Here is a 13,947-nt window from a genome sequence, read left to right as displayed (position 1 = left end):
AAGACAAAAAGCAATAATATACTTCTTAAAAAAATTAAGTTTACATAATAATTTTATATTAATGAAAGAGTTTTCTTATAAGTTAAGCTCAACCCGTTGCCCAACCTTGCTGTAAATGCTATGTTCTTATAGGACTTAAAATTAAGGAGGCATTACACGTGTATACATACTTTACGAAGAAAAAAATGCTTATGGCAACTGGCACCATCACTGTTGCCATGCTGGCTGGATGCGGCAATGCGGAAAACGAAACTGCGGAAACAAAAACAGCATGGGACGAAATCCAGGAACAGGGATCAATGACTGTTGCGACTTCCGGTACCTTGCTTGCTACTTCTTTCCGAGACGAAGAATCGGATGAATTGACTGGATTTGAAGTAGAAGTAGTGAGAGAGCTTGGCGAACGCCTCGATCTTGATATCGAATTTACTGAACTCGGATTTGATGAAATGCTGACAAGTGTCAATACAGGTCAAATTGACATGGCCGCCAATGATATCGAGATTACTGAAGACCGGGCAGAGCAGTTCATCTTTTCCACGCCGATTAAATATTCCTACGGTACAGCAGTTGTTAGAAAAGATGATTTATCTGGTATCTCTAGTCTGGATGATCTCGCCGGCAAAAAAGCTGCTGGTGCTTCCACCTCCATCTACATGGAAATTGCACGCGAGTACGGTGCTGAAGAGGTAACTTATGACAACGCTACGAACGAAGTGTATTTGCGCGATGTCTCGATCGGACGCACAGATGTTATTTTGAATGATTATTATTTATCGACTTTTGGTGTCGCGGCTTTTCCTGAACTGAACATCACGATTCACCCGGATATCAAGTACGCACCTTCTGAAGTTGGCCTTGTCATGAGCAAAGACAATACCGAACTCGCTGAAAATGTAAATAAAGCCTTGGAAGAAATGCTCGAAGATGGTACCATCACAGAAATCTCCGAAGAATTTTTCGGTGGTGCAGATGTATCCGTCAAACCTGATATTGAAGAAAATTAAGCAGGAGGTTGTCTGATGAACGACATTGAATGGGGGCTGCTCTTTGACCCGGCCTTAGCCATCGAATCGCTTCCATATGTACTAGAAGGCATTGGCTATACTTTGCTGATATCTGTTGTCAGTATGTTCGTCGGTATGATTATCGGCTTTTTCCTGTCACTTGCGCGGACTTCCCCACTGCAGATCTTGCAATTTCCGGCCCGACTTTATATTTCCTTTATGAGAGGGGTTCCGATTCTTGTCATCCTCTTCTTGCTGTATTTTGCTCTGCCAGTCATCGGCATCGAATTTACAGCGGTCCAGGCGGCTTTAATCGGCTTCACCATCAATAGTGCTGCTTATATCGCAGAGGTATTCCGCTCTTCATTGGCCTCGGTTGATAAAGGACAGTGGGAATCCTCCACGGCTCTAGGATTGACTTATTGGCAGACAATGCGCCGCATCATCCTTCCGCAATCTGTTCGGATCGCTGTTCCGCCTTTATCAAATGTCTATCTGGACTTGATCAAAGCCTCTTCATTGGCTGCCATGATCACGGTACCAGAGATTTTTCAAAAGGCACGCATTGTCGGTGCGCGCGAATATGATTTATTGACGATGTTGATTTTGGTAGCGCTCATTTACTGGGCCATCTGCTCTGTAATGACTATTCTGCAAAATTACCTTGAAAAACGCTATGCTGACTACTTATAAAAAGCATCCGGAAAAATTCTCCGGATGCTTTTTTCTGTCTATTCTGTTTCATCCTGCGGCATATAGATGACCTCCCACATGTGGCCGTCCAGATCCTTGAAACTCTTGAGGTACATAAATTCATCATCCATTTTTTCATTTGCTTGTTGGCCGCCTGCTTTAAATGCATTGCTAACCAATTCATCCACCTCTGCCTTGCTATCTGCAGAAATAGCAGTAATTACTTCAGCACTGCTAGCAGTATCGGCTATCTCTCTTTTCGAAAAACTTTTGAAAAAATCTTCCGTCAACAGCATTACGTAAATTGTCGGTCCGACAATCATGCAGGCCCCTTTTTCATCCGTCATCTGTTCGTCAAATTCGAATCCTATTTCTTGAAAAAAAGCTTTTGATTGATCCAGATTCTTCACCGGTAAATTCACAAAAATATGACTTGCTTGGACACCCATGTATTCCCCTCCTTTCCTTTTGTTTTGTTACCAGCATTATTCGCTGCAAGCCTAAAATATCCTGCAAAAAGAAAAAAAGATCCTGAGAAAGGATCTTTTAAGACAGGCGGTATTGCATCAAATATGGCAACAAAAGAAAAATGAACAGAAATAGGGCCAACGCTCCAAACAAAAGTGCTTGGGTGCTGGTTGGATAAGAAAAAAAACTATAAGCAAACACTGGGCCCACTGTTAGTAAGGAGGCCAATAACCTAGAAAGAAATCGGACTTTATGGACTCTTCCGCAATTCGGGCAAGCAACCTGTTTATAAGCCATCCAAAGCGATTTGCTGATCTGCTTCCATGTAAATGAGGTCTGGCAAATTTCACATCGCTGCATTATTGTCCAGCCTTCAGATCGTCCACGTATTGCTTGGCTTCCAGCAGGGACCAGCCGAATTCCTGCCGGGTCCGTTTAACGGCTTCAATCATCTTCCCTTTTTCCAAAAGTTCCCGCAATTCTTCATTGACGTCAGGTTCTGTTAGCTCCATCCCCTGCGTTGTTTGCTTTAGCTGCTTCTCGACATGCCTGATTCTGCTTTCCAGTGCATTGATCCGCTTTTCCGATGCGCTTTGAAAAAAATAGCCGGTTGTCAAAAACACACCAATAATAATCAAAACCCATGACAACTCCATTTTTTCAGCCCCCTAGATAAGCTTTTCCACGTTGATAAAATTCATCCATTTCTTCTTTCGGTACCAATGCACCCCCTGTTGCCCAGACAATATGAGTGGCAGCAGCCGTTGGGAGTCGATGGGTTTCGGCATATTTAGTTGTTTGGATTTTAAGAGGACCCAGCAATCCTGCAGTGGCAGATGGCTCGACAAAGATTCGTTCACTGTCTGCCAAAAGTGCCAATAGCTTAAACAGATCCTGGTCTTCCAATGTGTAAATGCCGCTTACTGTTTTTTCGCTGATGCCTGAAGCAAAGCTGGATGGCCTGCCAACTGCCAGCCCATCGCCTTCAGTGATATTATCGATGCCGAAATCCTGAACACTGACTTTGTGTTTTTCGCCTGTTATTAAACCAACCAGTACTGCCGGCGAATGAGTCGGTTCCACGAAAAAGCAATGGACCGAATCTCCGAAAACCTGGCGCAGACCAAAAGCAATGCCTCCCGGAGCGCCACCCACACCACAGGGAAGATAGACATAAAGCGGGTGCTCGCTATCTACTTGGATATGCTCATCTTCCAACTGTTGTTTGAGTCGGAAAGCGGCGACGCTATAACCTAAAAATAAATGTTTCGATTTCTCGTCATCCACAAAATAAGCATCTGGTTTTTCAAGTGTTTCCTTGCGCCCTACGGAGATTGCTTCACTGAAATCCCCTTCAAACTCCACCACCGTCGCCCCTTTTTCACGCAACAACTCTTTTTTCCACTGCTTGGCATCCGCCGACATATAGACTGATACTTGAAATCCGAGCTTGGCGCTGATGATGCCGATGCTGAGTCCTAAATTTCCTGTAGACCCTACACCAATAGAATAACGACTGAAGAAGTTCCTGAAAGGTTCGGATAAAAACTGCTTATATGACTCCCCTTTTATCAGAAGCCCCGCTTCGATAGCCAACTTTTCCGCATGATGCAGCACTTCATAAACACCGCCCCTTGCTTTAATAGAACCTGCAATCGGCAATTCATTGTCGCACTTCAAATAAAGTCTGCCTTCAATTTCTTCATTCCAATGATCGATGAGCTGCTTTTTCATTTCAGGAATTTCTCGCAAAGGCGATTCTACTATCCCCTCAGCTTCGGCCGTTTCAGGAAATACTGCCGCTAAATAAGGAGCAAACCTACGCCAAAGCAGCTCTGCATGCTCCATATCCTTTATGTCCACTGCGAGTTGCTGCATGTTGGCTATTTTTTGAAGCTGTGGATTCAGCCAGACTATCGGCTTCAAATCAATGATGTCACTCAACAATGGAAACTTTTTAATCCAACTGTTTAATTGTGGTTGCTGAATGGTCATACAAATCCCCTTTCGTTCGAATGGCCTGTTAATTTCATCATACAGGACAGCCAAAGAAAATCCACCTTGATACCGGAAGTTTTTATTGGTCACTTGATAATCTACTAAAGCTTTTGCTAATTGCTAACACCATGATGCCAATCAACAGAAGAACCCACCACTCAACATGAATGACAGGGCCGATTCCATCAAAAAGAAAAGTGATGCCCAATATAAAACCAACTCCCGCCATGCCATACAATCCTGCCTTCAGGTAAACTTTCCACTGCTGATTTTTATGTTTGAAGACCGACGAACGAATAATTGTGAAGAATAATTTGATGCCAATCGAGCCGACTAAACAGATAGATAACAAAATCAATAAAATGCTGCCTACGGCAATATCATTGTCCCACGTTGTAAAAAATGAAATAAGCACATTTGCAATTCCATACGTAATCGCAAACCAGCCCACTAAGCCAGTAATTGTCGAAGCTGTAAACCAAAAGACATTTCGCCGTTTTTGGCTCGGCAAATTCGCAATCAGTTCATCTGCATAAGCTCGTGGAGAATTTCCAAAAAGGTCTTCAGCTTTCTTGCCATTTTCCTGCGCCTCTAAAAGATGATCCAATAGATCCATTAAAAGTTCTTCCGCCGCATGTTCATCGATACGAAGATCTGTACGAATATACAACAACATATTCTCATACACATATTCATTTTCAGGGTTCAGCAGGTCTCTTTTGTAGTTATTTTCTTTGATCAATTCAGTTGTTTCTCTCATCTTCTCGACCCCTTTTCAGTAATTGGCTGACTGGTTGTGCAATTTGAATCCACTCAGAAGCAATTTGTTCCAGTTCCGCTTTTCCTTCATCAGTCAAAAAATAATATTTGCGGTTTGGCCCTGACGCAGATGGCCTCATTTCTCCCCGGATAAAGCCATTTTTCTGAAGCCTCAGCAACACCGGATAAATGGTGCCGTCACTGATATCCGGCAGACCGATTCCCTGCAATTTCTGCGACAACTCATAGCCGTAGACCGGTTGCTCTTCCACTACAGCCATTACACAAGCATCCAAAACCCCTTTCAACAATTGGCTTCTAAGAGCCATATCTTTTCCTCCCTCCAGTACTTGGTAATACATGATAGTTGCTCAAAAAAATAACTACCTTGCATAACCAACTAGTTAATTTTATTGTAATCATTTGGATATAAAGAGTCAACTGTACGAGCACCATTTTGCAAAATAAAAACCGGCCAAGTGGCCGGTTTCACAAAGTTCCTGCTTTCAGTTTTTCATGCCAATCCGCTAGCATCGGCATATCCTCTTCACTGATGGCACCACTGCTCAATGCTTGTTCAACAAGTGCAGGAAAATCCGTCAAGGTATGGAATGTATAACCTGCTCCAGTGATTGCCTCAATCGACTGGGGCAAATCATAAGTGAATATGGCGACAATTCCAAGCACTTCAAATCCTGCTGTTTCCAAGGCTTGAGATGCCTGGAGCACCGAACCGCCTTTCGAAATCAAATCCTCTACTACAACCACTTTTTTGCCCGGTTCGACCTTGCCTTCAATCATATTTGTCTGGCCATGCTCCTTGGCTTTGGAGCGTACGTAAATCATTGGCAAATCAAGCAGGTCACTGACCCATGCAGCATGTGGAATTCCTGCGGTCGCCGTTCCTGCCACCACTTCACATTCCGGATAATACTCTTTGATGGTTTCCGCTAAACCTGCCGCAATGTCTTTACGAACTGCAGGATAAGACATAGTTAACCGATTGTCACAGTAAATGGGCGATTTGACGCCTGAAGCCCATGTGAATGGCTCCTGCGGACGCAATTCCACCGCTCCAATGGTTAATAAATGGTTTGCTATTTCACTTTTCAAGATTCCCACTCCATTCTGCTGCAATCTGCTTATAACTTTCCAACGGATCTCCGGCATTTGTGATGGCTCGGCCAACAACAATGTGCGTAGAGCCTTGAGCCCGTGCTTGGGCGGGCGTCGCAACTCGTTTTTGGTCATCTTTAGATACCGCTGCTGGACGAATTCCAGGCGTTACGCGCAGGAACTCATGACCGCATACTTCACCAATTGACTCAGCTTCGAGCACGGAGCAGACGACGCCGTCCAGTCCTGCCTGCATGGCCCGTTTTGCGTAGTGCAGTACGGATTCTTCAAGACTGACATAGACCAATTGATCTTCGTGCATGTCTTCTTCACTGGTGGAAGTCAATTGAGTCACGGCGATAAGTTTCGTATCGCTGTCCGCTAATCCACGTTTAGCTGCTTTCATCATCTCGAGACCTCCCGCGGCATGAACATTGACCATATCCACACCCAGTTTCGCCAAGCCTCTCATAGCGGATTCAACCGTATTCGGAATATCATGTAATTTCAAATCCAGAAAAATTTCATGGCCAAGCGACTTGATGTAACGCAGCAGTTCTGGTCCTTCCTGGAAGTATAGTTCCATGCCGACTTTCACAAAAAGCGGCTCAGAAAACTGCGACAGAAATTCCTCAACTTGTTTTTTCGATGCAAAATCTAAAGCGATGATAGGTTTATTCACAGACGGTGACTCCTTCCGACAAGTTGTTCTACTGAATCAAATCCGAGTTGGTGCAAGCGTTCCGGCAATTGTCCAATGATTTCGGGACATACAAAAGGATTGACGAAATTGGCGGTTCCGACTGCAATGGCACTTGCACCGGCTGACAGAAAGTCGATGACATCATCCACATTGGTGATACCGCCCATGCCAATGATCGGCAACTTGGTGTGCTGGCTAACTTCATAGACCATCCGCAAAGCTACAGGTTTGATGGCAGGCCCAGATAGACCGCCTGTAATGTTGGCGATAATTGGACGACCGGTTTTAGTGTCCATTCGCATACCGAGCAATGTATTGATCATCGTGATGCCATCCGCTCCGCCTTCTTCGACCGCTTTCGCAATTGAGACGATATCTGTAACATTCGGTGACAACTTAATATAAACGGGCACTGACGATACTTCTTTCACTGCACGCGTCAACTCGCGGGCCACATCCGGATCGGTTCCGAAAGTGATTCCTCCGAGTTTGACGTTCGGACAGGATATATTGATTTCAAGTGCATGGACGTTCGATGCCTGTGAAATGGCTTTGGCGACTTCTACATAATCTTCCGTAGTTGTCCCTGCCACATTGGCGATTATCGGTACATCGTATTGTTCCAGCCAAGGAAGTTCCTGTCCTGCCACTTTTTCAAGGCCCGGATTCTGAAGACCGATGGCGTTCAGCATACCGGATGCTGTTTCTGCCACCCGAGGTGTCGGATTGCCGAGGCGTGTTTCGACGGTCGTCGCTTTGATCATGATGGCGCCAAGCTGCGACAGGTCATATAGCTGCGCATACTCTTTGCCGAAACCGAAGCAGCCGGAAGCCGGCATAATCGGATTTTTTAAGTCGAGTCCTGGAAGTTTAACTGTTAAATCTGTCATGAAATCACCACTCCTGCTGGAAATACCGGTCCATCTGAACACACTTTGATATAATCCGTCTCACTTTTTGTTGTCCGGCAAACGCATGCAAAGCATGCCCCGATGCCGCAACCCATCCGTTGTTCATACGATAGGAAGCCTTTTTTCTGCGGATATGCCCATTGCACCGCTTCCAGCATCGCTGTCGGCCCACAGCTGAAGTACGTATCAAAATCAGTTGGCAGTTCATTCAAAATATGCGTTACAAAGCCCTGGGTACCATGGGAACCATCGACTGTAGCGATATGTGTGTCGCCAAGTTCACGAAACTTGTCTTCATAGAAAACAGCTTGCTTGCTTTCAAATCCAAGAATATGGACGGTTTCAATGCCTCGGGCGTTTAATTGTTTGGCTAGTTCGTATAAAGGCGGAACACCGATTCCTCCACCGATCAAATAGGCTTTTTTCTGTGCTTCTTCCACTGGAAATCCGTGGCCTAAAGGTCCGAGGACATCCAGCATTTCACCTGGCTTCTTTTCTGCCAGCAACCCTGTGCCACGGCCCTCAGCCCGGTAAATCATAGTGAATTGCGAAGTTTCCAAATCGATGGATGCCACTGATATCGGCCGGCGCAGCAGCGGTTCAAAGCTGTCTGCCACACGAATATGAACGAATTGGCCCGGTTCTGCCATCTCGTTGGCCAACTCGCCTTGTACAGTCAATTCAAAGATATGCTTGGCGATCTCCTGCTGCTTGATGACTTGCATGCGTTCTTGTTTGATCATATACCTGCCCCCATTTCTTCAGCTGAGAAGGTCATAGATTCGATGACGCGCAGCATCGCTTCTGCTGTATCCAGAGATGTCAGGCATGGGATGCCGTTCTCGACAGATTCACGGCGGATGCGGAAACCATCGCGCTGGGGCTGCTTGCCTTTGGTCAAAGTATTGATGACGATTTGCGTATCGCCGTTTTGGATGACATCCAGCAAAGTTTTGCCTTCTGATCCAATCTTGCCGATCGGTGCAACAATGATGCCTGCTTCTTCAAAAGCTTTTGCAGTGCCTCCGGTCGCCATGATCTGATAACCGATTGCTTTAAAGCGTTTCGCTAAGCCGACTGCTTCTTCTTTGTCTTTGTCTGCTACCGTCAGCAGCACTGTACCGTGATCTTTGACTTCCATGCCAGCTGCTGCCAAACCTTTGTATAGTGCTTTTTCAAGCGTCGTATCTTTGCCCATGACTTCGCCAGTGGATTTCATTTCAGGTCCAAGCGTGATGTCGACCCGGCGAAGCTTCGCGAATGAGAAGACCGGCACTTTGACAAAGACGCCTTTTGAAATGGGTGCAAGCCCCGGTGTAAAACCTTGGTCGACGATGCTTTGTCCCAAAATCGCTTTTGTCGCGATATTGGCCATCGGAATGGAAGTGATTTTGCTCATGAATGGCACTGTCCGGCTCGAGCGCGGATTGACTTCAATAACAAACACTTCACCTTTTGAAATGACATACTGGATATTCAATAAGCCGACGATGTTCAGCCCTTTTGCCAGACGTGTTGTATAGTCGACCAGCGTATCTAAAAGTTCTGTTGAGATATTTTGCGTCGGATACACTGCAATCGAGTCACCCGAATGGACGCCTGCGCGTTCAATATGCTCCATGATTCCGGGAATCAGTACATGTTTTCCGTCTGAAATGGCATCCACTTCGATTTCGATGCCTGTCAGATAACGGTCGACCAGCACCGGATGTTCCGGACTTGCTTCCACTGCATGCTCCATATAATGCTTCAAGTCTTCTTCATTGTAGACAATTTCCATTGCGCGTCCGCCAAGTACATAAGAAGGACGGACCAATACTGGGTAACCGATGTCAGCTGCAATAATGATCGCTTCTTCTGCATTTACAGCTGTTTTCCCTAAAGGCTGGGGAATGCCGATTTCATGCAGGGCCGCTTCAAACTTATTGCGGTTTTCTGCCCGGTCTGTATCTTCGAGCGAAGTCCCCAGAATCTTGACGCCGTTCTGCTCCAATTTTTCTGCCAGGTTGATGGCTGTCTGGCCGCCGAACTGGACGACAACGCCTTTTGGCTGTTCAAGGTCGACAATGTGCATGACATCTTCGATTGTCAGCGGTTCAAAATACAATTTATCCGAAATTGAGAAATCCGTAGAAACAGTTTCCGGATTATTATTGACGATAATCGCTTCATAGCCCGCTTCTTTAATGGCCCAGACGGAATGGACAGTTGCATAGTCGAATTCTACTCCTTGTCCGATACGGATCGGACCTGAACCAAGCACGATGACAGATTCTTTATCTGTTTTCACCGATTCATTTTCATCCTCGTAAGTGCCGTAGAAATAAGGAGTTTCGGATTCAAATTCTGCTGCGCACGTATCGACCATCTTATAGACCGGCATCAATTTTTGTTCTTTGCGCCAGTTATAAACTTGCTGTTCCGTCGTTTCCCACAGTTTCGCAATCGTCCGGTCTGCAAAGCCTAAACGTTTTGCTCGTTTCGCTGTATTGTAGTCGTACGGTGCATCTTTCAGCACCTCTTCGTATTTGACGATGTTCTCAAATTTCTTCAGGAAGAATAAATCGATTTGGCTCCATTCGTTGATGGTTTCAATCGTCACGCCTCGGCGCAGCGCTTCTCCGATAAAGAACAGACGCTCATCTCCTGCCCGGCAGATCCGTTTTTGAATCCACTCATCGCTCATGGCATCGGCATTTTTCAGCTCCAGGTGGAATTGGCCTGTTTCCAGTGAACGTACAGCTTTTAGGATGGATTCTTCGAATGTGCGTCCCATGGCCATCACTTCTCCGGTTGCTTTCATCTGCGTTCCTAAATTGCGTTTTGCCGATTCGAATTTATCAAACGGCCAACGCGGAATTTTTGTCACGACGTAGTCCAGTGCCGGTTCGAATGCCGCATAAGTCCGTCCAGTGACCGGGTTCATCATTTCATCTAATGTCAGTCCGACTGCAATTTTGGCAGCCAGTTTAGCGATTGGGTAGCCCGTCGCTTTAGAAGCCAGTGCAGAAGACCGACTGACACGCGGATTTACTTCAATGATGTAGTAATTAAAGCTGAATGGATCCAATGCCAGCTGCACGTTGCAGCCGCCCTCAATCTTCAAAGCGCGGATGATTTTCAGCGATACGTTGCGCAGCATCTGGTATTCACGGTCGGATAAAGTTTGGCTTGGCGCCACAACAATCGAGTCACCTGTATGGATGCCTACCGGGTCGATGTTTTCCATGTTGCAGACAACAATTGCCGTATCGTTTTTATCGCGCATCACTTCGTATTCAATTTCCTTAAATCCGGCAATCGATTTTTCCAATAGACATTGCGTGACCGGGCTGTATTTCAGTCCGCTCGCAACAATTTCCTGCAGCTGCTCGTAATTATGGCAAATGCCGCCGCCTGTGCCGCCTAGTGTGAAGGCAGGGCGGACGATGACCGGATACCCGACGCGCGCGACGAAGTTCTCTGCTTCCACCATATTATGGATAATATCTGAATCCGGCACGGGTTCACCGAGCTGGTTCATCAAAGTTCTGAAAAGGTCACGGTCTTCCGCTTTATGAATCGCTTCAAGCTTGGTGCCTAAAATTTCGATATTCAATTCGTCCAATATGCCTGACTCGTCGAGTTCGATCGCCATGTTTAGCCCTGTTTGGCCGCCAAGTGTCGGAAGCAGTGCATCCGGACGCTCTTTACGAAGGATGCGGCTGACGAATTCCAAGGTAATTGGCTCGATATAAACCTTATCTGCCACTTCGGTATCTGTCATGATGGTTGCAGGATTCGAGTTGATCAGAATGACGCGGTAACCTTCCTCTTTCAACGCCAGGCAGGCTTGTGTGCCTGCATAGTCAAACTCAGCAGCTTGTCCGATGACGATGGGTCCGGATCCGATTACGAGTATACTTTGAATATCTTGTCTTTTAGGCATGTTGTTGCTCCTTCCGAGTTGCGTTCATTACTTCAATAAAGCGGTCAAATAAATAGTTCGAATCTTCTGGTCCAGGTGAAGATTCAGGATGATACTGGACCGTGAAAGCCGGATAATCCAAATGGGCAAGCCCTTCGTTTGTTCCGTCGTTCAATGCGCTATGCGTCACTTTCAGCCTTGTTCCCTGAAGCGTTTCTTCATCCACTGCGTAGCCGTGGTTCTGAGACGTGATTTCAATTTTTCCGGTGATCAAGTCGCGCACTGGATGGTTGCCTCCGCGATGCCCGAACTTCAGTTTAAAGGTATCCGCTCCGCAAGCTCTTGCGAATAATTGGTGCCCCAGGCAGATACCGAAAATCGGTACTTCTCCGAGCAATTCGCGCACCACCTCGACACATTCCTCAACGTCTTTCGGATCTCCCGGACCGTTCGACAGCATGACGCCATCAGGTCCCCAGGCCAGAATTTCTTTTGAAGAGGTGTTATAAGGAACGACAATCACATCGCAATCCCGGTTGTTAAGCTCGCGCAAAATACCGTGCTTCATGCCATAGTCGATCAGCACCACACGCTTGCCGCGGCCCGGACTCGGATAAGGGCGAGCCGTTGAAACTTGCGCCACCTGGTTTCTTGGAAGAACCGTTTCTTGAAGCGTCTTGACCACTGCCTCCACTTGAACGTCTTCTCCTGCTGCCGTTAGGACCCCTTTAATGGAACCTTTTGAGCGGATCAGGCGCGTCAATTTACGTGTATCGATGCCTGATATCCCCGGTATGCCTTTGATTTTGAATAATTCGTCCAAGGTTAGATTATTTCTGAAGTTAGAAGGAAATTCGGCGATTTCACGAACCACCATTCCTTTGACCGCCGGTTCAATCGATTCAAAATCGTCGCTGTTGATGCCGTAATTGCCGATCAGCGGATAAGTCATCGTAATTATCTGTCCGCAGTAGGAAGGATCCGACAAAATTTCCTGATAGCCGGTCATACTTGTATTAAAAACGATTTCCCCCACAGAAGCATCTTCGCTTCCGAATGCTGTTCCTTCAAATATTGTACCGTCTTCTAAGATCAAATAACGTTTCATCAATTTTTCTCCTCCTGCCATACGATTTCTCCTCCGAAAATGGTCATTACCGGCCATCCTGTACACTTCCAACCGTCAAACGGTGTATTTCTGCCTTTCGATAAAAACGAATCCGTCTGTATTTCCTGCTCTTTCTCCAAGTCCAACAGGACCAAATCAGCAGTTTGTCCGATTTCCACTGTGCCGTATGGCAAGTTGAAAGTTTTACTCGGTTTGATGGTCAGCCAGTCGATCAATTGCTCCAGCGTCCACGTACCTGTTTCAACAAACTTGCTGTAAAGCAGCGGAAACGCTGTTTCAAATCCAACGATTCCGAACATCGAACCGTTCATGCCATTCGTTTTTTCTGCTTCTGTGTGCGGTGCGTGATCTGTCGCAATAAAGTCCAAAGTGCCATCAATCAAACCTTCATGGAGCGCCTGCCAGTCTTCCTTGGCCCGGAGCGGCGGGTTCATCTTGTAGTTCGCATCATCTGCTGGGATATCATCTTCTGACAAAAGCAAGTGGTGCGGCGTCACTTCAGCCGTTACCCGAACGCCTGCCCGTTTGGCGTCGCGAATTACGCGAACCGACTCTTTCGTGCTGACGTGGCAAACATGATAGTGTGCCCCTGCCGCTTCAGCAAGCAAGATGTCGCGCGCGATATGCACCGACTCTGCAACCGACGGGATGCCTTTCAATCCAAGCTCTTTGCTGCGTTTTCCTTCGTGCATGACACCATCATAAATCAAGCTGTTGTCTTCACAATGGGCAACAACGGTCATGTCGATTTTCGCTGCGTCCTGCATTGTTTCGAACATCATTCCTGCCTCTTGGATGCCGACACCGTCATCAGTGAAAGCAAAAGCGCCATTTTCTTTCAGCTCTTGCAAGTTTGTGCGTTCTTTCCCTGCTTCTCTAATTGTGATGGAAGCATACGGCAAAACCCGGATAAGCGCATTTTTTTCGATCAATCCGTTGACCAGCTGCAGATTTTCTTTCGTATCCGGAACAGGGCGCGTGTTCGGCATTGCACAGATGGTCGTGAAGCCGCCTTTTGCCGCTGATTTTGTTCCGCTTTCGATGGTTTCTTTCTGCTCGCCGCCTGGTTCACGCAAATGAACGTGGACGTCAACAAATCCTGGTGCGATCATTCGGCCTTTGCCGTCGATTTCTGTTTCGTTCTGAATCGTTAAGTCTTGACCGATTTCGTTGATCTTGCCGTCCATAATGCGGATGTTCGTTGGTGCCAATTCTCCGTTTTGCAGCATGTTTACGTTTTTAATGAATAAATTCAA

The 13,947-nt window shown here is 46.4% G+C and carries 15 protein-coding genes; 2 read left to right on the top strand and 13 right to left on the bottom strand.

The window, feature by feature from the left end; translation table 11 throughout:
- Nucleotides 1–185 precede the first annotated feature (185 nt).
- Together FQV26_RS06540 and FQV26_RS06535 are read left to right on the top strand one after the other, a co-directional pair.
- Nucleotides 186–1,007: a transporter substrate-binding domain-containing protein gene (locus FQV26_RS06540; RefSeq protein WP_146557777.1), complete on the top strand. Its 822-nt coding sequence runs from the start codon at nt 186–188 to the stop codon at nt 1,005–1,007.
- A gap of 12 nt (nt 1,008–1,019) precedes the next feature.
- Entirely contained in the window at nt 1,020–1,700 is a 681-nt protein-coding gene (locus FQV26_RS06535; RefSeq protein ID WP_261384317.1) for an amino acid ABC transporter permease, read from the top strand.
- Between the two features lie 38 nt (nt 1,701–1,738).
- Here the strand turns inward: FQV26_RS06535 and FQV26_RS06530 are convergent, their stop codons facing one another.
- The 13 genes from FQV26_RS06530 to FQV26_RS06470 form a co-directional block, all read right to left on the bottom strand.
- Nucleotides 1,739–2,149: a VOC family protein gene (locus FQV26_RS06530; protein ID WP_146556552.1), complete on the bottom strand. Its 411-nt coding sequence runs from the start codon at nt 2,147–2,149 to the stop codon at nt 1,739–1,741.
- A 97-nt stretch (nt 2,150–2,246) separates the two neighbouring features.
- A complete protein-coding gene (locus FQV26_RS06525; protein ID WP_146556551.1) occupies nt 2,247–2,528 on the bottom strand; it encodes a TIGR04104 family putative zinc finger protein in 282 nt (93 codons plus the stop codon).
- The gene (locus FQV26_RS06520) at nt 2,528–2,824 is read right to left on the bottom strand and encodes a hypothetical protein (protein WP_146556550.1); all 297 of its coding nucleotides are present in this window, start codon (nt 2,822–2,824) and stop codon (nt 2,528–2,530) included. Before FQV26_RS06520 ends, FQV26_RS06525 begins: the two co-directional genes overlap by 1 nt.
- 4 nt (nt 2,825–2,828) lie before the next feature.
- Nucleotides 2,829–4,163, bottom strand: coding sequence for a D-serine ammonia-lyase (locus FQV26_RS06515; protein ID WP_146556549.1), 1,335 nt, complete (start codon nt 4,161–4,163; stop codon nt 2,829–2,831).
- Nucleotides 4,164–4,245: 82 nt separating this feature from the next.
- On the bottom strand, nt 4,246–4,926 hold the full coding sequence (locus FQV26_RS06510; RefSeq protein ID WP_146556548.1) for a DUF1129 family protein: 681 nt from the start codon (nt 4,924–4,926) through the stop codon (nt 4,246–4,248).
- Complete coding sequence (locus FQV26_RS06505; RefSeq protein ID WP_146556547.1) at nt 4,910–5,254, bottom strand: PadR family transcriptional regulator; 345 nt, start codon at nt 5,252–5,254, stop codon at nt 4,910–4,912. The genes FQV26_RS06510 and FQV26_RS06505 overlap by 17 nt, the downstream gene beginning before the upstream one ends.
- A 160-nt stretch (nt 5,255–5,414) precedes the next feature.
- Complete coding sequence (pyrE, locus tag FQV26_RS06500; protein ID WP_146556546.1) at nt 5,415–6,038, bottom strand: orotate phosphoribosyltransferase; 624 nt, start codon at nt 6,036–6,038, stop codon at nt 5,415–5,417.
- On the bottom strand, nt 6,028–6,723 hold the full coding sequence (gene pyrF, locus FQV26_RS06495) for an orotidine-5'-phosphate decarboxylase (RefSeq protein ID WP_146556545.1): 696 nt from the start codon (nt 6,721–6,723) through the stop codon (nt 6,028–6,030). Before pyrF ends, pyrE begins: the two co-directional genes overlap by 11 nt.
- Nucleotides 6,720–7,634 (bottom strand): dihydroorotate dehydrogenase, encoded by a 915-nt coding sequence (locus FQV26_RS06490; protein WP_146556544.1) that lies wholly within the window; start codon nt 7,632–7,634, stop codon nt 6,720–6,722. The genes pyrF and FQV26_RS06490 overlap by 4 nt, the downstream gene beginning before the upstream one ends.
- Nucleotides 7,631–8,398 carry a dihydroorotate dehydrogenase electron transfer subunit gene (locus FQV26_RS06485; RefSeq protein ID WP_146556543.1) on the bottom strand — a complete coding sequence of 256 codons (768 nt, stop codon included), beginning with the start codon at nt 8,396–8,398 and terminating at the stop codon, nt 7,631–7,633. The genes FQV26_RS06490 and FQV26_RS06485 overlap by 4 nt, the downstream gene beginning before the upstream one ends.
- Nucleotides 8,395–11,583, bottom strand: a complete 3,189-nt coding sequence (gene carB, locus FQV26_RS06480) for a carbamoyl-phosphate synthase large subunit (RefSeq protein ID WP_146556542.1) — start codon at nt 11,581–11,583, stop codon at nt 8,395–8,397. The genes FQV26_RS06485 and carB overlap by 4 nt, the downstream gene beginning before the upstream one ends.
- Nucleotides 11,576–12,673 (bottom strand): carbamoyl phosphate synthase small subunit, encoded by a 1,098-nt coding sequence (locus FQV26_RS06475; protein ID WP_146557776.1) that lies wholly within the window; start codon nt 12,671–12,673, stop codon nt 11,576–11,578. The genes carB and FQV26_RS06475 overlap by 8 nt, the downstream gene beginning before the upstream one ends.
- Nucleotides 12,670–13,947: a dihydroorotase gene (locus FQV26_RS06470; protein WP_146556541.1), complete on the bottom strand. Its 1,278-nt coding sequence runs from the start codon at nt 13,945–13,947 to the stop codon at nt 12,670–12,672. The genes FQV26_RS06475 and FQV26_RS06470 overlap by 4 nt, the downstream gene beginning before the upstream one ends.

Source organism: Planococcus sp. CPCC 101016, assembly GCF_007859295.1.
Taxonomy (GTDB): Bacteria; Bacillota; Bacilli; order Bacillales_A; family Planococcaceae; genus Planococcus.
This window is presented reverse-complemented; position numbering and strand designations above follow the sequence as displayed.